Origin of the sequence: Chryseobacterium sp. R2A-55 (assembly GCF_021401085.1) — a bacterium.
Lineage (GTDB): Bacteria > Bacteroidota > Bacteroidia > Flavobacteriales > Weeksellaceae > Kaistella.
The window spans coordinates 61,855-85,958 of record NZ_JACBFP010000003.1 but is presented as its reverse complement, the minus strand read 5'-3'; the positions used below and the strand labels follow the sequence as shown (position 1 = coordinate 85,958).

Here is a 24,104-nt window from a genome sequence, read left to right as displayed (position 1 = left end):
TTTCTATAATTTAGATGGATGTTTTAGACTGGATTAAAAAAGCGAATAAGTTTGATTCCAACAAATTTTTGGATGGATTTGGTGTTGAAATTATACAAGATGAAAACGTAATCGATATACAAAGGCAGCAGTGGGGAGATGACGGAAAGGATTCGAAAGGATCCGTTATCGGTTTTTATAAAAAGAAGACCGAGGAACTCTCAGGAGGCAGGAAGATTGCCGGAACACCATGGACGCTTAATAATACCGGGGACTTCTGGTCGCGTACTTTTCTAACCGCTGCAATAAATGGAAAAGATCTTCTATTCCAATTTAATTCGACTGGAATCAATAAGGATAAACTATTTGAAACGATCCAGTTCCATGGGGAGATTACAGATCCGGATACTATTTTTGGACTTTACGATTTTTACCAGAAGCGGTTCATCAAGCTTATAGAACCAAAATTTGTCGAACAACTAAATAATTATTACGATGTGTAAATGCGAACAAAACTCACAATTCAAGTACAAGCTTCGTGAGGCTTACTCAAAGAACCAGGTACTTTGGCAGGATAAACAGAAGGAGATAGTTACAGGGACTAAGGAACAAGCAGAATTAAGACTAAAAAATGGAACAATTGAATGCTATTTTGTGCCGTCACTGTCGGGTGGCGCTGTGTCGTTTGAAACTGTTCTCCAATCGGAAACGGTCAAAAGTTTTACTGAGGAGAAACCAGAGGCGATGATGGAATTTCCTGCGGCGAAAAAACGGAAAACGAAACAGATTTAAATATTTGAAAAGCAGTTTTTTGACTGCTTTTTTTTGTATTTTTGAAATATGAAAAAACTACTTTTACTTTTAATACCGCTCCTGCTCAATTTCGGTTGCTCAAGGGAAGATTCACCAGAACCACCAGCAGTGAACAAGTTTGCAGGCAAATGGTCCGGAAATTTATTTAGCGACAAGTTCTGCTCGGCAAACGGCGGGACCTGGGTACTTGAAATCGATGGAAATGGGAAGCTGAAAAATAGCGTGTTCAACATTTCAAACGGTACACCGGTTAATATCAGCGGGCAGATTACAATCGGTCAGCCTTCAAATTATGCCACCATCACGGGAAAATACCTTAAAGGTGGCGCTGAATATGATATCACCGCAACAATATGGGATGACGGCCAATTATCTGGAAGGTGGGATAACGGAAAACCAGAACAAGACTGTTGGAGGGGAAGCAAGCAATAAACCTGTACAAGAACTGCAGGGAATTACCGATCCACAACTTTTTCGAGATAAACAGGACCGGTGATCTTTCGTTTTTGGTAAAATCTGGTGAAGCCCCCGACCAAGTAATTCTCCAGGAGAAATTGTTGGAAATCATAGATGAGTACAATTCACTTTTCACCGTCAAAAAAAAGTCGGCCTTGTCCAATCAGATCATGTTCATCATAAAGTCCATACAGATGATGAACCTTCAAATTTTACAGATCATTATATCTACTTCCGGCATCACCGATGAAGTGAAATCAACCGCAAGGAAGCTCAGGATTATACCTGAAAGCATTAATTCATATATCACAGGCCTTCACAACGAGTTGAAAAAGCTTGAGAAAACTCTGGAAGCAAATGAAAATGAAGAAAATAGCCGCGAAAAAAGCGCCGATGATCTAGAAAAAAGCTTAATTTTGGTGAAGGAAAACGGGTTCAATTTCGACAGGTTCACAACCCCGATAATTGAATTCGTGTTCGCGATGAACCGTTTGGAAGAAAAGGCTAAACAGCTTGAAAATATTAAGAATAGAGCATGACCAGGAAGGAAATAAAGGAAGATATTCTAATTCTGCTTGTATTGGCATTCATGATGCTGATGCTCTATCTCAATCGTTGGATTAATTATGGTATTTGATCAATTTGTAAATGACGAAAAAGATCTGGCTGAGTTTGTGGAGCACCTCAACCTACTTGACCATTACCAACAATACTTGGCCTTCAACAATATTCTTGAGCTTCGGGTTTTGGAAACGGTGTGCAAAAATTATCCGAGGACAAACCAGAACGGAGGAATTCTAAGGGGTAATTACCAAAAATGGTACGGCGCGGTGAACCATTTCACCTACTATGTGACGGTCAAGATTGATTATGATTTTCCAGAATTTGAACCAGAGATGAATACTGGTTTTTATGCTGACTTCTTTTTCCACACTCATCCAGCAGACATGTCAGGCATAAGCCAAGACCAAGTATAGCAAAATTTACAGTTGACGGCATTACAGAGGCGGTCACCAACGTAGAAAAATTCAACCAAAAACTTTTAGAGAGCGATAAGTCGTTGTTGGGAATCGTCAGCAACGCAAAAGAACTTGCGGATACTTTCGCTAAAAATCCTGGGTTTAAAGACTTTATCACCAACCAGCAGAAACTTGCAAAAGTCACAGACGAAGCCAATAAAAAGACTGAGGAGAGGAAGAAGATTCTCTCTGAATTGGAGCGTGCGGAACTTGCTCTAAAAAAAGCACAGTCAGATGAAGCGCTTGAAATCCAGAAAGTGAAGCTCGCAACCCAAGAAGCAAACAGGGAGGCAAAAATTAAAGCGCAGATCGACACCGAACAAGAGGGAAGTTTAAAACGCCTTCGTGCCGAACTCTCCCAGCTCATCGGGTCATACGACAAACTTTCCGCAGCCGAAAGGAAGGAGGCGGGCGGAAAAGAACTCCAAACAAAAATTAATGCGCTTACCAAGGAAGTTTCAGACCTGGAACAAGCTACTGGAAGATTCCAGCGAAATGTCGGAAACTACGAATCTGCCCTCAAGGGATTCAAGGGGAATATTTCCGATCTGAAGACGAACTTCAGCGGCCTTGGAACAGCCATCAATCAAGTCAAAACAGGAGACCTTTCCGGAGGTCTGCTCACCGCAAAGTCGTCAGTGGAAGGACTTGGTAAAGCATTGCTCACCTTAATCATGAGCCCCGTAGGTTTGGCGGTTGCGGCGATTACGGCTTTAATCGTCGGATTAAAGGCGTGGTACGACTATAACGAGAAGATAAGCAGCCAGACTGGATATATCAAGAAAGCGATCGGAACGCAGGGTGAAAGCCTGAAGGCTTTACGTGCTGAAATTTCTGCGACTGCGGACACAATGAAGGTAGACTTTATGGAACTGGCCAAAACAATAAACAAGTCACTCGATTTAGGCCTTGCAAAAGACGAGTTCTCATCACTTGCTTCCATACAGAAAGGACTTCTCCAGACCACCGACAAAAACAAATTTCTTTCTGACCTGCAAAACTCAGCTGTTGCAGCGCAAAATCTAGGCATGGACCTGGATCAGCTCCGTGGAATGCTTCTCGGAGTTGAGAAAAACGGACTTGATGCTGGATCTATGATGACCGCGATGCAGAAAGGGGCGATGAGTCTATCCGCGCAAAGCGATAAACTTCAGTCGAAACTAAAATCCGCTTTCGGATCAGTTTTTACCGATGACCTTCTGAAAAGGATTCGAACCGGAAAGACATCTGTTATTGATGCAATGCAGGAAATTGCAGTAAAGAGCGAGAAAGTTGGGCTTAACCAGCAGCAACAGGCTGAACTCGCTAAAGAAATGTTTGGAAAGGCTGCCCTTAATGCCGGTGGATATGCGAACGTTCTCAAGACGGTTTCTGATTCTTATGACCTTCAGAACAAGAAGCTTTCCCCGCTCCAGGAATCCAACCTAGAACTCACCAAAATCACCGGTATGCAGGAACGTGCATGGGCTGGACTATTTGACAAGACCGGTGGCGGATTTGAAAAGATGAAGGTCGACTTCAAGTTGATGACTGCGAAATATATGCTAGATTTCGTAAAAAAAATCTACGATATCGTGAATGGATTCGTAGACCTCTACAATGAGAGTGCCATGGTTCGAGGAGGAATTTCTGCTATTGGATTGATATTCAAGACTACTTTCGGACTGGTGAAAGTACAGGTTCAGGAATTATGGGAAATAATCAAGTTGCTTGGAAGAAACTTTGCCAGCATGGCTACCGGGATCGGCAATGTGTTCAACGAGATAAAGGCAGGTAACTTCAAGAAAGCAGCCAGCGAAGCCGCGGGAATGTTCGGTGACATTTCGCAAAATGGCAAGAAATTCTTTTCCGCATCAAAGGCTGATGCGGTGGATTACTTCAATTCGATCAAGGATGGGGCTAAAGGTGTCAAAGAGGCATTCGACGGTAAAAATAAGCTGACAAAATTCACGATTCCAACTGGAAAAGATAGCGAGTTAACTACCCAGAAAGGCGGAAAAAACAAATATGCATCTGATAAAGAAACTCCAGATTCTCCCGAAGATGAGGAAAAAAAGAAGAAACTTGCAGAAGCCGCCAGAAAAAGAGCGTACGAAAATGCAAAAGCAGAAATAGAGGCACGGAAGCTCGCACTCGACTTCCTTGAGAAATCTTTTGATGAGGAAAAGATGACAGCAGAGCAAAAAGAAGCTTTCTACGCAACTATTTTCGAGAAGAGAAAGAAGCTGCTTATCGATGAGGCGCAACTTGAAATCAAGAACGCTAAAAATGCCGGTGAGGTTTCAAAAGTAAAACAGAAACTGAAAAATGACGAGCTGGCACTGGAGAAGGATTTCGCGAAAAAATTGAAGGATGTCAAGATCGAGGGTGCGCAAAATACCGCCAACCAATACAAGCTTTCAAACGATTCACTCATTACTGGGGCTAAGGAGCTTACCCAGAAGCTGATCGACAATGAGAAAGAGCGGCTCAATAAAATCCTGAATTTAGACCTTGAAATCCTGAAGGCAAAATTCAAATTTGACGAGGCGGAGATCCAGTCGAAACTAGACAAGAACGAAAAACTGACACAGGCGGAACTCGATTATCTCTCACAGGTCAAGGAACTGAGAAAAAAATCGAACAAAGATCAGAAGGATCTGGATAAAAACTTACTGGAATTCCAAAACAATATTTGGGGAATCAAATTTGAGCAGGAAAGAATTGTTCAGAAAAAATCTTCCGAATTCGACCTCGATTCGCAGTTGAAATTGTTGGCTTCAAAAAAAGACCACGATGTAAAATATCTGGAAGACAAGGCTAAGCTTTATCCTGAAAATGCCACAGAGATTGGTGAGCAGATCAAGCTCATCAACATGAAATTTGACGAGGAGCAGCTGGCGATGACCAGGGATACCTTTCTTAAGTCATTAGATCTGCAGTCTGAATTTGTTGCGGAAATTGGAGCGATCAAGAGACTTGAGTCATCCATGATGCACCTTTATAATGCTGAATCAAAAGAAGATTATGCGGCAGGACTGGCAGAAATGGCAGGTGCCACAAAAGCTTTTGCAACTGAGGGAACGGCCACATGGAAGGCGCTCTCGGTTTTCCAGGCCTACCTTAACATGTACGTCGGAATTTCGGCGGCATTGAAAGAGGCAAACACCTTTATGATGGTTGCGAGACTCGCATTGGTCACTACAACGGGTTATATGGCGATATCAAAAATTATGAATACCAAGGTTCCGGCATACGAGAAAGGAACGCTTTGGGCGGAACGATCAGGGATGGCTATTGTGGACGAAAAAGGCCCGGAATTGCATTACGACAAAAACTGGAATCTGAAAGACCAAGGAAAGGGATTTGGCGCTCGACTAACGCAGATCGCCCAGGGTGACAAGATCATTCCTGCGGATATGTCGAAAATTATAAGGCGGCTCGACCTACCAGTTTCAACGCATACCGAACAACGATTGGAAATCGACTACCAGAAATTAGGGAAAACTTTCGCTGAGGAAAACCGAAAACTGCTTGCGGAACAAAAAAAGGAGCACTACGTAGCCTTGGATGGAGAGCTAGTCAGAATTGAAAGCAAGGGAAATACCAGAATTATATACCGCGACAAGGAATCGCCAAAACCACAAAGACTGACATAAAATGAGCGTACAGCCAATTGAAAGAAACACCGTGGAGTTCTTCCTTTTTTTTGAAAAGGAAGATTTTACGGTAAAGATCGACAAGCCGGTAGGTATTGAGAAGGCAGAATTTCAAATCCGACAGAACCAGAATGGATACGGAAGGCATATGACCTTCGCAGATTCCATTGTTCTGAATTTTCCGCCACGGATTTTCGAGAATGGGTTCCAGTTCACAAAACTCTGCGAATATTTCCGAGTGTACAAATGGCAGTGCGCAATATACCTAATCATGAAGGTGGACGGAAATGAATTTTACAGGGCACGCCTGCTCATGAGTTCGGTTGATACAGATTTTCAATATTACTTCAAATGCAAGGTGGACGTCAACACGATGTTGGAGATCATCGAGGCCAAGAAGTCCGAAGTGGTAAATCTAGTTTCAGACAAATCGATCGACGACAAGGATATCACGCCGATTAACCTTGTTGATCTGCTCACAAAGTTTAAAAAGTTCTATGTTGACAGCCGCGTGACGCTTAGCGAAAATGATTACCCATTTTCGGTCGACGTGGCCGGGGACTATGGAGATCCGGACGTACAACGTTTCATTTTATGCGTCAACCTATTCAACGAGGCACTGAATGTTGGAAATGAGGTGCAGGTGCTTGGAGAAATTAAGGGATTCAGAACCATTCCGCAAGTCCATACCGCCTTCACAAAGTTCGTTTCCGCACACAATGGAACCGAGGTCACATTAAGGCTGACTGATCTGCAGCTGCAATGGAGCTTCAATAAGCTTGCGCAGTTTTATGGATCAATCGTGATTTTGAATCCAAACGGGACGAAGAAATCCGAGGAGCTTATCTGGGACGAGCCAGGAACAAGCGGAGGAAGTATCGATATTGAATCCTTGGAACGCTACTACATTCTCGCAGAGGGCGAGGCGGTATGTTTTGAGATCACTGTTGGCGCGGGAAGCGGATTTGGAGGACACATCAATGTGATGAAGAAACCGTCGATCCAGTTCTGGACGATCAGCAGATATGAGGATACCGTGACGAAAGCCAACCGGCTGATCGATATTGGAAAGCAGACGGTCAAGTCAATCACGAATGATTCAGCGACAATCGTTGCACCGAGATTCACGGAACCTGGAGGAAATTTCTATGACATCTACGCAACTTCCGGTCTTTTTCTACGACAGTACAATGATCAGCCTTATTACGCGACTTGGAAAGGATTCACCGATTACATAAAAAATAGCTTCAACTGTTATTTTCAGGTAAACGGTAACGAGATATTTATCGGCCATGAGACGGATTTCTACCAAAATACAGAGGTTGCGAGAATGAAGTTCACCTGCAATGATGGTTCGCTTTCCATCCAGCCGAACGACTCAATCATGAAGTCAAATTTTTCGCTCGGATACAGCAAATATGAAGACGACAAGGCGAGCTCCAACACCATCGACTCGATCCATGTGAGTTCCGAGTGGTATCTGGCTAACTCACAACCTTTAGATTCCGGAAAGATTGAAAATAATATCGGATATATTGCCGACCAGTACAAGATTGAGAATATCCGGAGGGAATCTTTCAATAAGGATTCCACGAAGACGATTCCAAATGATAAGGATATCTATGTGATCGACACAATAACGAACGACGAAGTGCTGATGAACCGGAATGACGAGGGATTCATTGTTGAAAACCTTTTTTCTCCGGAAACTGCCTATAATTTGAGACTTTCCGTGAAAAGACTGATCATCGACTATTTTTCGGAAGCATTATCAAATATATCGCAATTTACCAAGGATATAATTTCTTGGAAAAATACTTCCTACCTCAACAACCAGAAGGCCAAAACTACGGCCGATAATACGGTTATTACGAATCAGTTTGAGATCGTGGAAGCTGAAGATATTGTCCCGGATATTTTGCCGGAACCTACCATGGACGGAACTATTTATTCTTTCGATTATGCCGAACGTGTCAAGTTCAATACATTTTTGGATCTGGCCGATAAAATAATAAACGATAAAGGATATGTCACTTTCTATGACGAGGTCAGCGGCAAGGAGGTGTCCTTATGGATATCTTCGATGAGTTATTCGTGGGAGGACGAAAAATTATTTAACATTAAAGGAGAAACAAGATATGAACAACCTGCAGCAACAAAAGTTCCAGTTCCTTAGATTCACGGAAACAAATCCCAACAATGACCGCTATGGAATCGATATTTGGGACAAGGATAAAATATTCCTGAAGCTTAAGCCTGGCGAAATTTATGCGCTTTACCTGGACCTTGGACTTGATCCAGGAGAGTCCATTATAGTTACCGCACTCTACAGTATCGGTGGGACCCGGTATTTTGCAGATATCCATTATGTTTGTAAAATTACCGAGGTAAATAGGAAGCATTACTTTGTTTTCTACCTTTCGACGAACATGGTCAATACGGAGTGCAATTCTTTTTATTTCTCATTTGTCACGTCTAAACGGAATATTTTCAGCAACATATTCAATTTGACTAAAGATGATGGCGACCTTAGCCATACTACCTTGATCACGTTTTTGCATAGTGAGAATTTCTATAATGCGAATTATTTCGATAACAATAAGATGCCGCAGCAGATCAGGGTACCGATGTGGTATTCGCACGATGTTGAAGAGGTTGAGGCCGAGAAATATAACGATTCCTATCAGTTAGAGAATAAATACCGATCAGGGAAGGTTAAACGCCTGTTCTTTGAAAATTGGAAAGTGTTGATGAATGATGCCAACTACACCCCTTTTTCTGTGGCCATGGACTGTGACGACGTTTATTTTGATAAAGTATTCTTTAGCGTAAAACCGTTTGAGCGCGAGCAGGACAGTGATGAGAAGGGATTCACGTTTTCAAAGCTGGAGGCGCAGCGCATCCCTGGAAAGATTTTTGATGATTCAGTTTTCGGTGACTTCTTCCAGATCAGGGCAGACGACATCACATACAATTTCGACTACCATCATGCGCCTGAAAACACTCCGCTTTCCGGTGAAACATTCTTGACGAATCAGCTATTTGTAAATTATACCAACTTTTTTGGCGTGGTTTACGAATGTGGATTGAAAGTTCTGATCACCCAGATCCCGACGAAAGGAAAGCTCCACAATTTTGCGATGAACAAGTTTATCAGCGCTGGCGATATCATAAGTTATTGCGACAAGGATGAACTGGTTTACACGCCTAATGGCTTTGATAACGAATATGGAGTTTATGGGAATTACACAGTGAATTTCAAGTACAAAATTATAGACCATTTGGGAAACACAGGATCCAACATCATGACCCAGACGATCAACATGACCGACTTGAGCGAGGTCATTCCAATAATTTTACAGGCTTCGATCATTTGGAGCGACGGAACATCTGCAGATAAAAGTGGAACATTAGACGGCATCACCATGAGGCTCGGAACTGAAGTTCACGACATCAACTGCGAGCCGCTTCAGTTCATTTGGCAGCGTGAAAACAATGGGAACTGGACCAATTTTGATTTTGGAAACCATGACGTTACCGCGGCTCTTTTTGTTGGTGACAATAAGTTCAGATTGAAACTTGTTGACAATTGTGGAGGTGAGGCAATCTCAAACGTCTTAAACTATACAAAGAGTCAGCCGACTTTTCCAACGCAAAATTACGGATACAGAGCTATTCATCCGGAGGGACACCCAGGAGAGGACTATGTGATTTATTTGGATCAGTATGGGAATGAGCAGACACGCATACTTCCACGTGTAGAAACAGGATTGAGTCCGTGTATTCTTATCGTTGCCCACAAGATTATTGAAAAAGTAGGGGCTACCGCGTGTACCGGTTGGTAATATTTTTTTATCTTTGTTTCAGCTTATGGGCATAAGCCAATTTTCTAAATACCTCATCAAGTAAAAATTATCGAACTGGTAAACGGTCTGAAGATCATAGAGTCTTTGGATGGCGATATCGATATCCGTTTTGCGACGATCAACGCCAGGTTCTACATCAAGAAAACAAATGAGACGGATGAGAATACCTATCATCTGGTAGATACCTTGGGGGAGGTCTACAATCTTCCGGCATTTCCTGCAGAGTTTGTTTTGATAGATATCGCCGGTACCGAATACTTGTCATTGAACGGTGATGAACTGATCATAAATTCTAAGAAACTGAAGCCTTTGCGTGATTCTTATGACGATGTAAAGGCAAATGTGGACGCATCCAACATAGATCCACATCTTGAAATCTGGAAAGCCAAAATAAACGGAGACAAAGTACTAACTATAGGAACCATCACCGCCACTACTGACCATGTAAATTTGGCGGTTCATCCATCAGGTGAAAACACCGTGGCGATCGGGGGAAAGGTTTGGAAAAAATTTGTAGCTGACTCATTTCCATTCACACCGGTTGCCGCAGGTGAAACTAAGATGCTGATTATTTTTGCGATGGGCGATTCGCAGATATTCTACCTTACTGAAGATTACACGCTACCGGATGGTGCGTTGGTGGTCGCGTCGATCACTGTTTCTGATTCCGGAGTTTCTGTGGATGATATTGCGGGTTATAAACCAGTCGGTGAGGACAATTGGCGTACTGTTCAACTGGATTCGACAGCTGCGAAAATAATCAGTATGGGAATTACACCGGCTTCTTCGTTCGATATTGTTCCGAGCGCAATCGGTACCAAAATTGGCGGAATCGGCTCGAAAATGGGGATGTTTCTATGGGATGGAAAAGAATTTTGGTTTAGGAATTTCAGCGACTTTAACGTCACTTTAGAGCCGACTTCGATCGAAGATACCTATAATTTCAAAGCAACCACATTTGCTGAAACTTATGTTTTAAAGAAGAATTCCTGGGCGAAATTTAAGATCAAGGAAAAGAAATTGATTTTGGTGGAATTTGGCGGAAGTGCCAATTTCCCGGAAGACGCTATAAATGGGCAGGTTTTGGAAGCTGATAGTTCCGCGAATGGTGGGGTGAAGTGGGGAACGAAATTAAAGGGCGTCGCTGATAAAATGCTTCATTATTGGGATGCCGGTGGGAACTGGGTTTCTTCCGGTGTTGAGTTTGCAGGAAACGCTATTTTAAAACTAAAAATCATCACGTTTGGCGGTTACACGATTGCCCAAAAAAACGCAATTGCTTCACCGGTTGAAGGAATGCTGATTTATCAGAATGAAAATCCAAAAGGTTTTCAAAAGTATGAAAATGGAGCGTGGACGGCTGTTGGATCTAATCTTTCTAATACGGATTTATCGAACGTTTCTGCGAGAATTTTTACGCAGGGAAATACCTTTACTTGGAATACAGCAGGATTTTCATATCAGCTTAAAAATCTACTTAACAAATCTACTGATGGAGGAAGTAATAGATATTTAAGCTACAATCCAACCACAGGTGATGTAGGTTTCAGAGAATTTGCTTCTGTTAGAACTGGTATATTTAATCCACCTACTTTAGCTCAATTATCTGCTTTGGGTATTATTTCGGGTGAATTTTATAAGTGTACAACGACAGGTCAAATAAGTATTTTTAATGGTGAACAGTTGGACAATTGGTATGCAACCGCATCGGAATGGAATGCTTTAAGTATGGAACAAAAAAACGCAGTTAAAAATTTCCACATACTATAATGAGAGTAATTGACAAAAAAATTGGAAATACACAGGTATTAAGAACTGTTAAGTCTGATGGACTAACTAATACATTCACTAAGCATAATATGTACAGTCAGGCTGGTTTTAATACCAGTCAGCCACCTCGTTGGGCAAAGTACAACTTCGGTTCAATTATCCCAAGAATTGTCATACACGTTCGATGGGGCAGTAATGATAATTTGATGCAAGAGTTCTTTAATGTTAGTGAAGTCACAGTTGATTTAACCGCTGGTGTTAATGGTAATGGTGGAACTATTGGTCAAACATCATCAACAAATTTCGGTATTTATTTTTTTATATCAAATCCTGAACTTGTTGAAAATATGGTGTGGACAACCTCAAGTGGTAACACTCGAACAGCGTGGGGTACCGCTTATTTATCAGAACGGTTTATAAATTTGAAATTTCTCAGTATCGCAAGAGCTGATACTTTGAACAACCTTTCAAACATAGCGTTACCTACCATTCAAAAATTAATTATTCTGGGTGATAACACATCTACATGGAATGCAACAGCAGCCGGATTCACCGAGTTAAAACACTTAACGCTGGGTGTTTTTTTCATGGACTTCTCTCAACTTCCGACTACACTAAGATTTTTGGATGGTTCTATTAGAAATCTAAATATTGACTTAAAAAATTTTTTTATCAACACGAATAGAATGGGTTTAAGAGTTACGGCTCTAAGCAGCCTTACCGGAAGGGTTGTTTATACAGGTGGAGCAATATTTCCTCCACATATTTTTGAAGAGCCTGAGATGCCAATTTCAGTTATATTTGAAATATATAACTTAAATACCATTTATGAAAGACCGAGTCCAGACATGGTTTCGCAATTTTTAATTGACTTTGCGAATCAGGTTCTTTCTGTAACTCTTGTGAATAAGCGGATTGCATTCACAGGGTGCCCTCCTAACACCGATTTCACAGATAATTCAAAGCCATTATATAAAACATATCAAGAAGCTTATAACTATATCAGGTACACATTAGGAGTAACAATCACATTTTAATTATGAAAACAAAAACACCTTTTAATATCGCACCTTTCACGCCAAAATCCGATGATATTCAGTATGCCGGACAAATATCTGATTTTCCCGATTTACCTGGTAAAATCGGTCGTATTCTGGTCATCACCAAATACTTTCCCGATGGTGACAGCCATCGCCTAACTGTTCACGGTTATTTAATTCACGTAGATATCGAGACGGGTGAAAAGAAAAGCAGCTACAAAGAGACGCTCGAAGACTGGATAGTTTCAGATGCTTATAAGGTTGTACTTAGAGACGCCTCCGGATACATGATCGCAAATCCTTCGTTTATCCCGGAAGATGAAAGAACCGAAGGTGAAGACTACACAGAACTGCAGCTCACCCCTTACAAGGTATTGCCCGCTTATATCCGTTTTTCACGCATGATGAAAACCTTCACCGTGCCTGCACAAACGCTTTTCCAGAAGATAGTGGATATGGAGGATGAGTTCAATTCCATTTTTGATGTGTACGGTAATATTCAGGAATACTTAATTAATAAACCGCTGGAGTTTACAAACCCGGTGAATCCTATAAATAGAATTTAAAAACCCAGAATAAATGATCACAGAATATCTTAATCACGATTACGCAGGAATCATGCAGAAATTAGTAGTTGTCTCAATGGCATGGGGAGGAGTTCTCATTGCGATTCTGATCGATTTATATTTTGGCATTCAGAAAGCGAAGAAACTAAATGAAATGCGCTCCAGTGAAGGCTATAAAAGAAGTATTGAGAAGTTTGTATTTTATTACGCTTCCATGTTTTTTGCACTTCTTTTTGATGCACTTTTGCCGATTTCTTTTTTCTTTGATTTTCCACTTTCGGCAATTCCGTTTGTTTCAATTTTAGCTGCAACAGCTTTAATTCTTACCGAATTTAAAAGCGTTCGTGAAAAAGCTGAGGACAAAATTAGGCGCAAAACCGACGCTTCTGCCATGCAAATAATAGAGCTATTAAAAAATAAAGAAGAATCATTTATGCAACTTCTCGAACAATTTAAAAAAGAAAATAATGAAAAAGCTACTGACAGTACTGATCTTTAGTTTCACGCTGCTGCTCCTTACCGGATGTGGCGGACTGAAAAAAGAAATTAACCGGCTTACGGAAGAAAGTAAAACGAAAACGGAAGCGTATGAAAAAGAGATCGCGGAACTGAATGTAAAAATTTCGGAAACCGAAAGCCGCGAAACCAAAACCAAAACCGATCTGGAAATTAAAACTTCGGAAATTTCTGCTTTGAAAAGGGAACGCACGCAACTTCAGGAAGAACTGGAGAAAAAAGAGCGCTCCGATTTTTCCGTAGAAAACCCAAACGGTCCCGTAAAAATCACTGACGCCAAAGGCAACAGTTACGAATTCGAAGGCGGCAGCGGAACCCGGATAAGCAACTCCAGCGAATCTGTTCTAACGAGCAAACTGCAAACCATTACTGAATTATTCTCAAAGGAGTCCGCCCGTTCAGAAAACCTTTCCAAAACCGTTGCTTCACAAGAAACTTCTATTAAGCAAAAGAACACGCAGATCACCGAGCAGAAAGAATACATCGCCAGAATTTCCGCACAAGTAAAAACCCTGAACGAGCAGCTTGCAAAATCTATTTTAAAGACGGGCCTTCCCCCTTACGTGTGGGTGGTTGCCGGCATGTTTTTGCTGGCGCTGTTGCAGCTTTTGTGGAAGATTTATAAACCGAGAAAACCGATATTATGAAAACAATCACCCAATACAAAATAAAATACGGAATGCCCAGCCAAAGCGGCTCCGGTTACTTAACTCAGATTGATCTTCCCTACCCGATGCGCCTCGCATGGGACAGGAAAGTGATCGTAAACAAAATAAGCTGTCACCGTGCAATTGCTCCGGCTTTGCGCGCTGTTTTCGAAGACATTCTGAAAACCTATGGCCTTCCCAAAATCCAAGAACTCGGCATCGATCTCTTCGGCGGATGCTTCAACTACAGAGCCATGCGCGGCGGTTCCGACTTCTCCGTACACTCCTGGGGTTTGGCAATCGACTTGGATCCGGAAAGAAATCTCCTGAAAGAAACTTCCAGAACCGCACGCTTTGCCCGCCCGGAATACAAGGCCATGATCGACATCTTTTACAAACACGGCTTCATTTCTTTGGGGCGTGAAAAAAATTACGACTGGATGCACTTTCAGTGGGACCGGTTTTAAAAAATTAACTTATAAGTTACTTTACTGACGGTAACTAAAATAAGATTTGTTTTATGTTATTTTATTAACGCAAAAAAAATGAGATGTTTTATCTACCCGCTGAAAGGCGGGTTTTTTCATACGTCGAAATCCACATCAGAATCAGAAATCTGGTTGTAATCCTTCAGCCACGCAACGGACATCATCAGCTCATCACATACCCGCTCCACCTCCTTTCTATTTTCCGGCGAGGAAAGCTCATCCAGATTCAGCAAGATATTTTCCCGCGAAATGATCAAATCCTTGATCAAGGTAACTACTTTTTGTTTTTCGTCCATGGTCAAAAATATGGAATTATGGCAGATAAATTTTCATACCTTTGCGCAAAGCTCATTGCAAAGCTCATTGCAAAGCTTTTGAAAATTGTTGAAGCGGCCATTCCCACGATGGCCGCTTTTTTATTGTCATCATGAAATATTCACATTCTTCAAATATTCAACTGCTCTGTTTTTTCTTCCAACCGTATAAATTCCGGTGGTCCGATTTGATTTATGGCTGGCTGCACCCTGAGCCAGGTTGATGTCGATTATTGGTGTTTCGTCCTGCATCTGGTCAAGTTTCTCCAAGAATAGGTGTTTAAGGGAGTAGAAGTCCTCATCAACCTCAATGATATTGCCATCCAAATCTTTAATTTCTTTAGAATTCTTGACGTGCCTATTCCACTTCTGGGTAATTGCCCGCGCTGAAATTTTAGTATCTCCGGGACATTGGAAATGCGAAAACATATACTCATCATCATAGATGCTTTCCTGGAGTAGGCTTTCCCAATAAGGTGCCGCGGACGGAATTATCGCCTTCGTTTCCCAGCTGTGTTTTCTTCCTTTCAATACCAGTACTCGGAATTCGCGTCTTTCAAAATCTACATCCGAACGCTTCAACCTCATCAGCTCGGAAGATCTGGCGCCAGAATAATGGAATATGGTTGCATATCTGAAAAACTCCGGAAGGTTTTCCTTCAGATAGTTGAATACGAATTCAAATTTTTCTGGAGTCAGCACCTTTCTTACTTTCGGATTCTCTTCACGTTTGGAAATATCACGGATATAATTCGTGTCCACACATCCGTATTGTGCAAGCTCTTTGAACAACGTGCTTAAATAATTTCGGAATTTATTGTAAACCGAATCTGTCAGATCCATAATATCTAGTAGGTTCTTTATATGCCAGGTTCTAATTTCTGTAATTCGTACGAGATCCAGACGTGCTTTATATTGCAGGCTCTTAATTCTTGCGATCATGCAGCGTACCTGCTTTCGGTGTTCATTCGTTTTATATTTTGTTTTTAGCTTCTCGAAAGTCTTTTCCAACGCCTCGACAAAATATAGTCCGGGATGAAGATCCGAACTCCTATCGTTCATGTAAATTTTCGAAAGAGGATTGTACTTGAGGACATCAAGGGTATTCTCCATCTCGTCCTTGTAGATTTCGGCGGCCGTTTTCAGTTCCTGGATAGAGGCGCCGGAAAACTTTTTCCGGTACTGAAAGCCGGCCGGATATTTTTCGGCAAAATGTGGATCAAAAAAACGGCACTCTACAAACCAATACTTTGGCAGCTGTGATTTGTTTTTTATCGATTTGTAATTTTTTGGGGATACGAATACCTCGGTGCGGGAGCATCCGTTTGGGAGTTCTTTAAGCTTTTTTCTCATTGCAGCAGTTTTAATGTTGACATTGACGTTGATATCAACGTAAAACTACCTGTGTTGAAATTTTTAAAGATGCTCGGAATCCCATTGTGGGAAAGGATTCCGAGATAGTGAGCGCGCCAGGATTCGAACCTGGGACCGTCTGCTTAGAAGGCAGATGCTCTATCCAGCTGAGCTACGCACCCATTAAGGTAAAAAAAAATTCCCGAAGGAATTCCAAAATTGTCGGGGCGGCAGGATTCGAACCTGCGACCTCCTGGTCCCAAACCAGGCGCGATGACCGGACTACGCTACGCCCCGAGTAAATTGTCCAAAGGTTGCGGAGGGTGTGGGATTCGAACCCACGCGACCCTTGCGGGTCGACAGTTTAGCAAACTGCTCCGTTAACCACTCCGGCAACCCTCCTTAGCAATTTTTTTAAGATCTCCTTTTCTGTAATTGCGAGTGCAAATATATAATTGTTTTCCAAATTAACCAAAAAATATTACTTAATTTTTTTTGTATTTTTGGATAATGAATCCTAAAAAATCAGCGATAATGCGTAATACATTATTTGTCATTGGGTTAAGTGTTTTGGTGATTTCATGTAGCAGTCAAAAGCCCGTTAAATATAATCAGGTGAAACCCAAACCTACCGGAAATAACATTTCTGCAACCACAAAACCTCCCGCTCCACCAAAACCGGCAGTAAAACATGAAGGTGGTTACGATTTCTACCGCGTCAATATTGCCGATCCGACGAAAAATGATAATACCATTAGCTATGGGTCCATAGTTTCTGCAAATCCTGCAGGATATCACGTCGTGAACACTTATTTCCCTGCGGTAGCTCAAAACTTTCGACAAAAATATATCATCCTGCACTACACGGCTTTAGACGATGATAAGTCAGTTACCGTTCTTACCCAGCAGTCGGTGAGTGCTCATTATTTGGTCAATAGTTACAACGATCGAGAAATCTACCAACTTGTTGATGAAAACAAAAGAGCTTATCACGCGGGAATAAGCTCCTGGAGATCCGATAGGATGCTGAACGATACTTCCATCGGCATCGAAATCGTGAATGCAGGTTTTACGACCGATGCTTCCGGACAAAGAATTTTTAGAGGTTTTGATGCAGAACAGATCAAGAAAGTAGCGGCATTAGTCAAAGACATCGCGAATCGATACATGATTGCGCCGACCAACATTTTGGGGCATTCAGACATTGCGCCTACCAGAAAACAGGATCCGGGACCTAAATTCCCATGGAAACAGCTGTATGACGAATACCAGATTGGGATGTGGTATGATGAAGCTGCCAAACAAAATTTCCTGGAAACCACAGTAAACAACGATCCGAACTTTTCCACTAATCTTACTTCGCCCCAGTTTATCTACAAATATCAAGTTGCGCTGCAGAGCTTTGGTTATGATATCGTGACTTCCGGTTCAATGGATGAGGCCACGAAAAAAACAATCGAAGCATTTCAGTATCATTTCCGTCCTGAAAAATGTGATGGGATGATGGATGGGGAAACCTGGGCAATTCTTCAGTCGTTAAACCAAAAATATCCCAGCAAATAATCAATCAGGATTAATTGGGGAAATCGAATTTCGGACGAGGTCAATTCGTCCGATTTTATTATGTTTTTAGTCAAAATCAATTTTTAAAATTCAGTAAATAACCTTAACTTTTCATCAAATTAATTTTATGCAAAATTTCAGAAATGAGACCGATTTGCTCGGTACGCTCCAGGTTCCCGCAAATGCATATTATGGAGTTCAAACCCAGCGTGCAATAGACAATTTCAAAATATCCGGGCAGAAGCTTTCATCGTATCCGCACTTCATCGCCGCTTTGGGGATGGTGAAGAAAGCTGCTGCAAAAACCAATTTCGAACTGGGCTTACTGGAAGAAAACCTTTACCACAAAATTGCAGAAACCTGTGACGAACTCATTGCCGGAAAATTGCACGGGGAGTTTCCAATCGATATGATCCAGGGCGGAGCTGGAACTTCGGTCAATATGAATGCGAATGAGGTTATTGCAAACCGGGTTTTAGAGAAATTAGGAAAAGAAAAAGGCGATTATCAGTTTTGTTCGCCAAACGATCATGTCAACCTGTCTCAGTCGACCAATGACGCTTATCCTACTTCCATTAAAATTGCTTTGCTCAACATGAATTTGGAACTGGTAGAAAAACTCAAAAAAACAGTAATAGCTTTTCGTGAAAAAGGAAACGAATTCTCCGGTGTCATCAAAATGGGTAGAACCCAGTTGCAGGACGCAGTTCCTATGACGCTTGGTCAGGAGTTTGAGGCTTTTGCGGAAAACTTAGAGGAAGACATTTCAAAATTAAATGCCAACGCCAACCTTTTCGTGGAAATCAATATGGGCGCAACTGCTATTGGGACGGGGTTGAACGCGCCTGTCGGGTACGCAAAACTTTGTGCGAAGAACCTTGCACAGATTTCGGGGTTTCCGATTATTTCCGCAAAAAATTTGGTGGAGGCCACTCCGGATACCGGGTCTTATGTGATCTATTCTTCCGCGATGAAACGTTTGGCGGTAAAGCTTTCTAAGATCTGTAATGATTTGAGGTTGCTGGCTTCTGGGCCGAGAGCTGGACTCTTTGAAATCAATCTGCCACCGATGCAGCCTGGATCTTCCATTATGCCCGGAAAAGTAAATCCGGTAATTCCCGAGGTGGTGAACCAAGTCTGCTACAAAGTAATCGGTAACGATCTAACCGTTACTTTCGCTGCAGAAGCAGGTCAGCTTCAGTTGAACGTGATGGAACCGGTGCTTTCCCATGCCATCATGGAAAGCAATATTTTCCTCGGAAATGCACTCGATACCTTAAGAGAAAAATGTGTCAACGGAATCACTGCGAACAAAGAAAACTGCCTGAATATGGTGAAGCACAGCATTGGGATTGTCACCGCTTTAAATCCATATATCGGCTACAAAAATTCAACTGAAATTGCGAAAGAAGCACTGGAAACAGGAAAAAGCGTTTACGATTTAGTGCTTGAAAAAGGAGTTTTGTCCCAAGAAAAACTGGATCAAATCTTGGATCCTGAAAACATGCTCAAACCCCATCAATTATAGATATTTGAAATCAGAAGGGGAGAAAATGAACGGAATTAATGATTTTCAAAATGATCAATTGACTTATGGAGAAGGCACAGGAATTTGAAACAGAAACATGCTCAGATCGATCAGGATATACCTACAAAAAGGTTAAGAACGATAAAAACGGCGTAAGAATTTACACCCTGGAAAATGGTTTAAAGATTTATCTGGCCAAAAATAATGATGCACCCAGAATTCAAACCTATATTCCGGTAAGGACAGGAAGTAATAACGATCCCTCTGATAATACAGGTTTGGCACATTATCTGGAACACATGATGTTCAAGGGAACCTCAAAATTAGGAACTGCTGACTGGGAAAAGGAAAAGCCCCTTCTTGATCAGATTTCTCAGCTTTTTGAGGAACATAAAACAGAAACCGATCCTGAAAAGAAAAAGCTGCTCTATAAAAAAATTGACGAAGTTTCGCAGGAAGCAAGCAAATACGCGATCGCAAACGAATATGATAAAGCAATTTCTTCTTTGGGTGCAACTGGGACCAACGCACACACCTGGCTCGACGAAACCGTGTACAAAAATAATATCCCGAGCAACGAGCTGGAAAAGTGGCTTCAAATCGAGAAGGAACGTTTCTCTGAATTGACTTTGAGGTTATTTCATACCGAATTAGAATCGGTGTACGAGGAGTTTAACCGGGCGCAAGACAACGATGCGCGCTTAGTGAATTATGAGGTAATGGACGCGCTTTTCCCAAAACATCCGAATGGACAGCAAACCACATTGGGGAAAGGCGAACATCTTAAAAATCCTTCAATGGTCGCTATCCATGAATATTTCGACAGGTTCTACGTTCCCAATAACTACGCGATGATTTTGGTGGGAGACTTAGATTTTGAAAAAACCATCAGATTAATTGATGAATATTTCGGAAAGTTACCCTTCAAAAAACTCCCTGAAAAAACAAATATTTCGGAAGAACCCATGACCAAAATCGTGGAAAGAATAGTGAAAAGTCCCACAGCTCCACGGTTGCAGATGGCGTGGAGAAGCGCTTCCTATGGGACTCCAGAGGAAAAACTCGCCAACCTGGTTGCGAATATTTTGTGCAATTCCGGGGAATCGGGATTGATAGACCTCAATATTAACCAAAAACAAAAGGCGCTCCGTGCAGTGGCATACAATTCTCCGTTCAAAACTTACGGTAATTTTTCACTGGTCATTGTTCCGAAAAATGAGCAATCGCTCGAAGAGGCGAAGGAACTCCTGCTTGAACAGATTGACTTGGTTAAAAAAGGGGAGTTTCCAGACTGGCTGATTCCGGCCATTGTCACCGATTTCAAGATTCAGCGGATGAAGGATTTTGAAACAGCAAACGGATTGGCTACCGCACTTTACAATAATTATATCAGTGGTCAAAGCTGGGAAGAGGAACTCAATGAGATCAATGAATATGAAAAAATAACCAAGGAAGATGTAGTGACATTCGCCAATGATTTTTTCAAGGATAATTATGTTCTGGTGCGAAAAGAAAAAGGGATCAATGATAAATTAGTCCGCGTTGAAAATCCCGGAATAACGCCGGTAAAAATCAACAGGGAAGATCAGTCGCAGTTTTTAAGGCAAATTTTGGCGGCAAAAACCACAGATATTCAACCGGTCTTTATTGATTATTCAAAAGAAATCGAAACCGATAAGGTGTTGAAAAAGCACGTCAGTTTTGTAAGGAATCAGTACAACGATCTTGCACAGGTTTACTTTATTTTTCCCTTTGGGAGTGACCATGACAAAGAGATTGGTTTGGCAACACAGGTTTTGCAATATCTGGGAACCGCGAAACTTTCGGCGGAAGAACTCAGGCAAGAATTTTTTAAGTTGGGGATTACCAACGATTTCCGAACAGGTCCTGATCAGCTTACGATTTCTTTGGCGGGATTGGAAGAAAATATGGCTCAAGGAATTGAGCTTTTAAAAGATTGGATGAGCTGCGCCAAACCGGATCAGAAGATTTACCTGCAGTATGTTGACACGGTTTTGGAAAGTAGAGAAGTAGCCAAAAAAGACAAGCAGCAAATCATGAACGCCCTCTCGAATTATGCCAAATTTGGCAAAGATTCCAGAATGACAGATGTGGTCTCCGAGGAAAGACTAAAATCCATAATGTCTGAGGAAATGACTCAAAAGATCCAGGACCTTTTGAAAATGGAATATCAGATTTTCTTTTACGGAAAAGACTTTGAAGGATTTAAAAATGTGGTGAAACCATTTATTCAAAAAGAAATCCTGAAGACTCCCGAAAGAAAAATTTATCCCGAACCGGAGACTTCCGGAAATGTGTTTTTTACGAATTATGACATGGTTCAAACGGAAATGGCGAAAACAGCGAAAGCAGCCAATGTGGATTTGAAAAATTTTGGAAAAATCAATGTTTTCAATGAATATTTTGGAAGGGGACTTTCGTCCATCGTGTTCCAGGAAATCCGCGAGAGCAAGAGTTTAGCCTATTCTGCTTATGTTTCTTATGCGGCAAATCCAGAACTGAACCACCCGGATTATGTGACGACCTACATTGGAACACAGGCCAACAAACTCCCGGAAGCGGTAAACGCCATGGATGATTTGATGGCGGATTTTCCACAGATTCCGGCCCAGTTTGAAAATGCCAAAAATGCGGTGCTGAAACAAATCGCATCCAGCAGAGTTACCAGAACCAATATTTTCTTTAACCAATTAAACCTCAAAAAATTGGGAGTCGATGATGATATCCGAAAAGACATGTACTCGGAAATTCAGAAATTGACTTTGGCGGATTTGACTTATTTTTATGATCAAAGAATAAAGCCATTGACTTACAATACGGCGATTATCGGAAAGCGTGAAAATCTGGATCAAAATGCCATGAAGCAAATGGGAAAGGTGCATGAAATGACTTTGGAAGATATTTTCGGCTATTAGAAAGGGCAAAATCATTGAAAAAAGGGTAACTGAGGGTACACTTTTTTTTATTTTCAGGGATTTCAAAAATATTTTAAACTAAATTTGTTAGATAAACCAAGGTAATGCTAATCATAAATAGTTGAATAGGAGTATTTTTTTTGCGATGGCACTCTTATTTTCTGCCCATTTTTCGGGACAGGAATCGTACCTTTTCAGCAATGATCTTTATAGCGGAATCAATGCTGCCGGGATTTCGCCAACGCATATTTTCCTCAACCCGAATCCCTGGGAAGTAAACTTGATTGCCGAAGATATTTTTGTGCAGAATGATTATGGCTATGTTTCCAGCCAGAGCATTTTGGGTTTGCCTGGATCAACCATTAAAACGGCGAGTATTCCAAATAATATCATCGGTGCAAACACGCCAAATGTTTTTGACTATTACAACAAAGATTTCACTACCTACCATTTTAGTTCAGACTTTTATGGTCCATCCTTCAGTATCAGGACTACCATTAAAGAAAAGAAATACGCATTTGGCTTATTTTCCAGACTGAGAACCCAGAGTTCCACGATTAATGCTGATAATTATCTTAGATTTGACAATCAGCAAATTCTGGAACCGGAAAGCTATGTGATGCAGCCCTTGAAAATGAGTTTCATGAACTGGGCGGAATTCGGTTTCAATTTTGCCACAAAGATTTTCTCCTCCGCTGATCAACAATGGATTATCGGTGGGAATATCAAGTATGAAAATGGATTGGATGCGATCGTAATTTCTGAAAAGTCGCTTGAACTGAGAAGGACAACGGAAACAGACTCTTCGGGAGTCGGCAGAAAGATTATTTCTGCCCATGATTTTGACATAGACGCAAGCTATGCCACCAATTATAATTTCAGCACCAAACGTTACGAACCTCAAAGAGCCGGAACCGGATTTGGAATTGACTTTGGACTCACCATGATTGATCAGGATGAAAATTCCGATGAATATGATACCAAATTCAGTTTGAATATCCTTGATCTCGGTTATGTTCATTTTACAGGAGAAAATCACAATTTCACGGGAACCGCCATTCAGCTTACGGATAACCCAGCGTTTGAAAATAAAAAGTTCGACGATCCGCAGAAAATTCTTCAAACCTTGAGCAATGAGGTTTATGGCGATCCCCAACAATCTTTCCGGGGAAGCGGATTCAAAATCGGTCTTCCTACAAGCGTTCACATGAATTTTAGCAAGAATGTGGGAACAAACAAATTTATTCATGCCAACTGGATTCAGCGGGTTCCCGTTTTCGAAAACTCTTTAAGGCGAAGCAATATCTTCCATATTTCCTACACGGTGCAAAAGCCGGTTATTGGATATGGAGTTTCCTCATCACTTTATGAGTATCGGGATGTGCAGTTTGGTGCTTATTTCAGGGTAGGACCCCTGATTTTGGGAAGCGAAAATCTGCTTCCGATGTTATTCAGTCAAAGGAAACTGCATTCGGCGGATTTTTATTTCGCCCTAAAACTTTACCCTTTTTGGGACAACGAAATGAAACGGCACCGAAGACAGAAATGCCACTGCGATTGATTTCTTTGTGGTCGGAAGCTTTTCTTAGTGATCGGATAAAAGCATTCCCTG

At 41.5% G+C, this 24,104-nt stretch carries 20 protein-coding genes and 3 tRNA genes; 18 read left to right on the top strand and 5 right to left on the bottom strand.

Translation table 11 applies throughout. The features are described from left to right. The first annotated feature begins 14 nt into the window (after positions 1-14). From L0951_RS05515 to L0951_RS05450, 14 genes are all read left to right on the top strand, one after another. Entirely contained in the window at positions 15-482 is a 468-nt protein-coding gene (locus L0951_RS05515; protein WP_234110131.1) for a hypothetical protein, read from the top strand. Beyond that, positions 475-771 carry a hypothetical protein gene (locus tag L0951_RS05510; RefSeq protein WP_234110129.1) on the top strand — a complete coding sequence of 99 codons (297 nt, stop codon included), beginning with the start codon at positions 475-477 and terminating at the stop codon, positions 769-771. Before L0951_RS05515 ends, L0951_RS05510 begins: the two co-directional genes overlap by 8 nt. A 48-nt stretch (positions 772-819) precedes the next feature. After that, positions 820-1,224, top strand: a complete 405-nt coding sequence (locus L0951_RS05505; RefSeq protein WP_234110127.1) for a hypothetical protein — start codon at positions 820-822, stop codon at positions 1,222-1,224. Continuing rightward, positions 1,203-1,787: a hypothetical protein gene (locus L0951_RS05500; protein WP_234110126.1), complete on the top strand. Its 585-nt coding sequence runs from the start codon at positions 1,203-1,205 to the stop codon at positions 1,785-1,787. Before L0951_RS05505 ends, L0951_RS05500 begins: the two co-directional genes overlap by 22 nt. Before the next feature lie 87 nt (positions 1,788-1,874). Continuing rightward, entirely contained in the window at positions 1,875-2,225 is a 351-nt protein-coding gene (locus L0951_RS05495; RefSeq protein WP_234110124.1) for a hypothetical protein, read from the top strand. Between the two features lie 86 nt (positions 2,226-2,311). Beyond that, entirely contained in the window at positions 2,312-5,905 is a 3,594-nt protein-coding gene (locus L0951_RS05490; RefSeq protein ID WP_234110123.1) for a hypothetical protein, read from the top strand. 1 nt (position 5,906) lies between these two features. Beyond that, positions 5,907-8,081, top strand: a complete 2,175-nt coding sequence (locus L0951_RS05485; RefSeq protein ID WP_234110120.1) for a hypothetical protein — start codon at positions 5,907-5,909, stop codon at positions 8,079-8,081. After that, entirely contained in the window at positions 8,044-9,750 is a 1,707-nt protein-coding gene (locus L0951_RS05480) for a hypothetical protein (RefSeq protein WP_234110118.1), read from the top strand. Before L0951_RS05485 ends, L0951_RS05480 begins: the two co-directional genes overlap by 38 nt. 105 nt (positions 9,751-9,855) lie before the next feature. Then, the gene (locus L0951_RS05475; RefSeq protein WP_234110117.1) at positions 9,856-11,541 is read left to right on the top strand and encodes a hypothetical protein; all 1,686 of its coding nucleotides are present in this window, start codon (positions 9,856-9,858) and stop codon (positions 11,539-11,541) included. Next, positions 11,541-12,578: a hypothetical protein gene (locus L0951_RS05470; protein WP_234110116.1), complete on the top strand. Its 1,038-nt coding sequence runs from the start codon at positions 11,541-11,543 to the stop codon at positions 12,576-12,578. Before L0951_RS05475 ends, L0951_RS05470 begins: the two co-directional genes overlap by 1 nt. Positions 12,579-12,580: 2 nt before the next feature. After that, the gene (locus tag L0951_RS05465; RefSeq protein WP_234110115.1) at positions 12,581-13,147 is read left to right on the top strand and encodes a hypothetical protein; all 567 of its coding nucleotides are present in this window, start codon (positions 12,581-12,583) and stop codon (positions 13,145-13,147) included. A gap of 13 nt (positions 13,148-13,160) precedes the next feature. Beyond that, entirely contained in the window at positions 13,161-13,646 is a 486-nt protein-coding gene (locus tag L0951_RS05460) for a phage holin family protein (RefSeq protein ID WP_234110112.1), read from the top strand. Beyond that, positions 13,615-14,310, top strand: coding sequence for a hypothetical protein (locus L0951_RS05455; protein ID WP_234110111.1), 696 nt, complete (start codon positions 13,615-13,617; stop codon positions 14,308-14,310). Before L0951_RS05460 ends, L0951_RS05455 begins: the two co-directional genes overlap by 32 nt. After that, positions 14,307-14,777: a M15 family metallopeptidase gene (locus L0951_RS05450; RefSeq protein WP_234110109.1), complete on the top strand. Its 471-nt coding sequence runs from the start codon at positions 14,307-14,309 to the stop codon at positions 14,775-14,777. The genes L0951_RS05455 and L0951_RS05450 overlap by 4 nt, the downstream gene beginning before the upstream one ends. Before the next feature lie 116 nt (positions 14,778-14,893). Here the strand turns inward: L0951_RS05450 and L0951_RS05445 are convergent, their stop codons facing one another. The 5 genes from L0951_RS05445 to L0951_RS05425 form a co-directional block, all read right to left on the bottom strand. Beyond that, on the bottom strand, positions 14,894-15,094 hold the full coding sequence (locus L0951_RS05445; protein ID WP_234110107.1) for a hypothetical protein: 201 nt from the start codon (positions 15,092-15,094) through the stop codon (positions 14,894-14,896). 129 nt (positions 15,095-15,223) lie between these two features. Continuing rightward, the gene (locus tag L0951_RS05440; protein WP_234110105.1) at positions 15,224-16,465 is read right to left on the bottom strand and encodes a tyrosine-type recombinase/integrase; all 1,242 of its coding nucleotides are present in this window, start codon (positions 16,463-16,465) and stop codon (positions 15,224-15,226) included. A 108-nt stretch (positions 16,466-16,573) separates the two neighbouring features. Next, a tRNA-Arg gene (locus tag L0951_RS05435) sits at positions 16,574-16,647 on the bottom strand. A 40-nt stretch (positions 16,648-16,687) separates the two neighbouring features. Next, a tRNA-Pro gene (locus L0951_RS05430) sits at positions 16,688-16,762 on the bottom strand. 20 nt (positions 16,763-16,782) lie between these two features. Continuing rightward, positions 16,783-16,867: transfer RNA gene (locus L0951_RS05425), tRNA-Ser, on the bottom strand. Positions 16,868-16,999: 132 nt separating this feature from the next. On the opposite strand from L0951_RS05425, the gene L0951_RS05420 reads away from it, so the two are divergent. From L0951_RS05420 to L0951_RS05405, 4 genes are all read left to right on the top strand, one after another. Then, positions 17,000-18,028, top strand: a complete 1,029-nt coding sequence (locus tag L0951_RS05420) for an N-acetylmuramoyl-L-alanine amidase (RefSeq protein WP_234110103.1) — start codon at positions 17,000-17,002, stop codon at positions 18,026-18,028. A 127-nt stretch (positions 18,029-18,155) separates the two neighbouring features. Continuing rightward, entirely contained in the window at positions 18,156-19,556 is a 1,401-nt protein-coding gene (aspA, locus tag L0951_RS05415) for an aspartate ammonia-lyase (protein ID WP_234110101.1), read from the top strand. A gap of 65 nt (positions 19,557-19,621) precedes the next feature. Next, entirely contained in the window at positions 19,622-22,492 is a 2,871-nt protein-coding gene (locus tag L0951_RS05410; protein ID WP_234110099.1) for a M16 family metallopeptidase, read from the top strand. A 145-nt stretch (positions 22,493-22,637) separates the two neighbouring features. Then, positions 22,638-24,053 carry a hypothetical protein gene (locus L0951_RS05405; RefSeq protein WP_234110097.1) on the top strand — a complete coding sequence of 472 codons (1,416 nt, stop codon included), beginning with the start codon at positions 22,638-22,640 and terminating at the stop codon, positions 24,051-24,053. Positions 24,054-24,104: the final 51 nt, after the last annotated feature.

Bases quoted from the DNA above. Each gene is read 5' to 3' on its own strand.
- L0951_RS05515 (WP_234110131.1), top strand. From the start codon at position 15: ATGGATGTTTTAGACTGGATTAAAAAAGCGAATAAGTTTGATTCCAAC.
- L0951_RS05510 (WP_234110129.1), top strand. From the start codon at position 475: ATGTGTAAATGCGAACAAAACTCACAATTCAAGTACAAGCTTCGTGAG.
- L0951_RS05505 (WP_234110127.1), top strand. From the start codon at position 820: ATGAAAAAACTACTTTTACTTTTAATACCGCTCCTGCTCAATTTCGGT.
- L0951_RS05495 (WP_234110124.1), top strand. From the start codon at position 1,875: ATGGTATTTGATCAATTTGTAAATGACGAAAAAGATCTGGCTGAGTTT.
- L0951_RS05485 (WP_234110120.1), top strand. From the start codon at position 5,907: ATGAGCGTACAGCCAATTGAAAGAAACACCGTGGAGTTCTTCCTTTTT.
- L0951_RS05480 (WP_234110118.1), top strand. From the start codon at position 8,044: ATGAACAACCTGCAGCAACAAAAGTTCCAGTTCCTTAGATTCACGGAA.
- L0951_RS05470 (WP_234110116.1), top strand. From the start codon at position 11,541: ATGAGAGTAATTGACAAAAAAATTGGAAATACACAGGTATTAAGAACT.
- L0951_RS05465 (WP_234110115.1), top strand. From the start codon at position 12,581: ATGAAAACAAAAACACCTTTTAATATCGCACCTTTCACGCCAAAATCC.
- L0951_RS05460 (WP_234110112.1), top strand. From the start codon at position 13,161: ATGATCACAGAATATCTTAATCACGATTACGCAGGAATCATGCAGAAA.
- L0951_RS05455 (WP_234110111.1), top strand. From the start codon at position 13,615: ATGAAAAAGCTACTGACAGTACTGATCTTTAGTTTCACGCTGCTGCTC.
- L0951_RS05450 (WP_234110109.1), top strand. From the start codon at position 14,307: ATGAAAACAATCACCCAATACAAAATAAAATACGGAATGCCCAGCCAA.
- L0951_RS05445 (WP_234110107.1), bottom strand. From the start codon at position 15,094: ATGGACGAAAAACAAAAAGTAGTTACCTTGATCAAGGATTTGATCATT.
- L0951_RS05440 (WP_234110105.1), bottom strand. From the start codon at position 16,465: ATGAGAAAAAAGCTTAAAGAACTCCCAAACGGATGCTCCCGCACCGAG.
- L0951_RS05420 (WP_234110103.1), top strand. From the start codon at position 17,000: ATGCGTAATACATTATTTGTCATTGGGTTAAGTGTTTTGGTGATTTCA.
- aspA (WP_234110101.1), top strand. From the start codon at position 18,156: ATGCAAAATTTCAGAAATGAGACCGATTTGCTCGGTACGCTCCAGGTT.
- L0951_RS05410 (WP_234110099.1), top strand. From the start codon at position 19,622: ATGGAGAAGGCACAGGAATTTGAAACAGAAACATGCTCAGATCGATCA.
- L0951_RS05405 (WP_234110097.1), top strand. From the start codon at position 22,638: ATGGCACTCTTATTTTCTGCCCATTTTTCGGGACAGGAATCGTACCTT.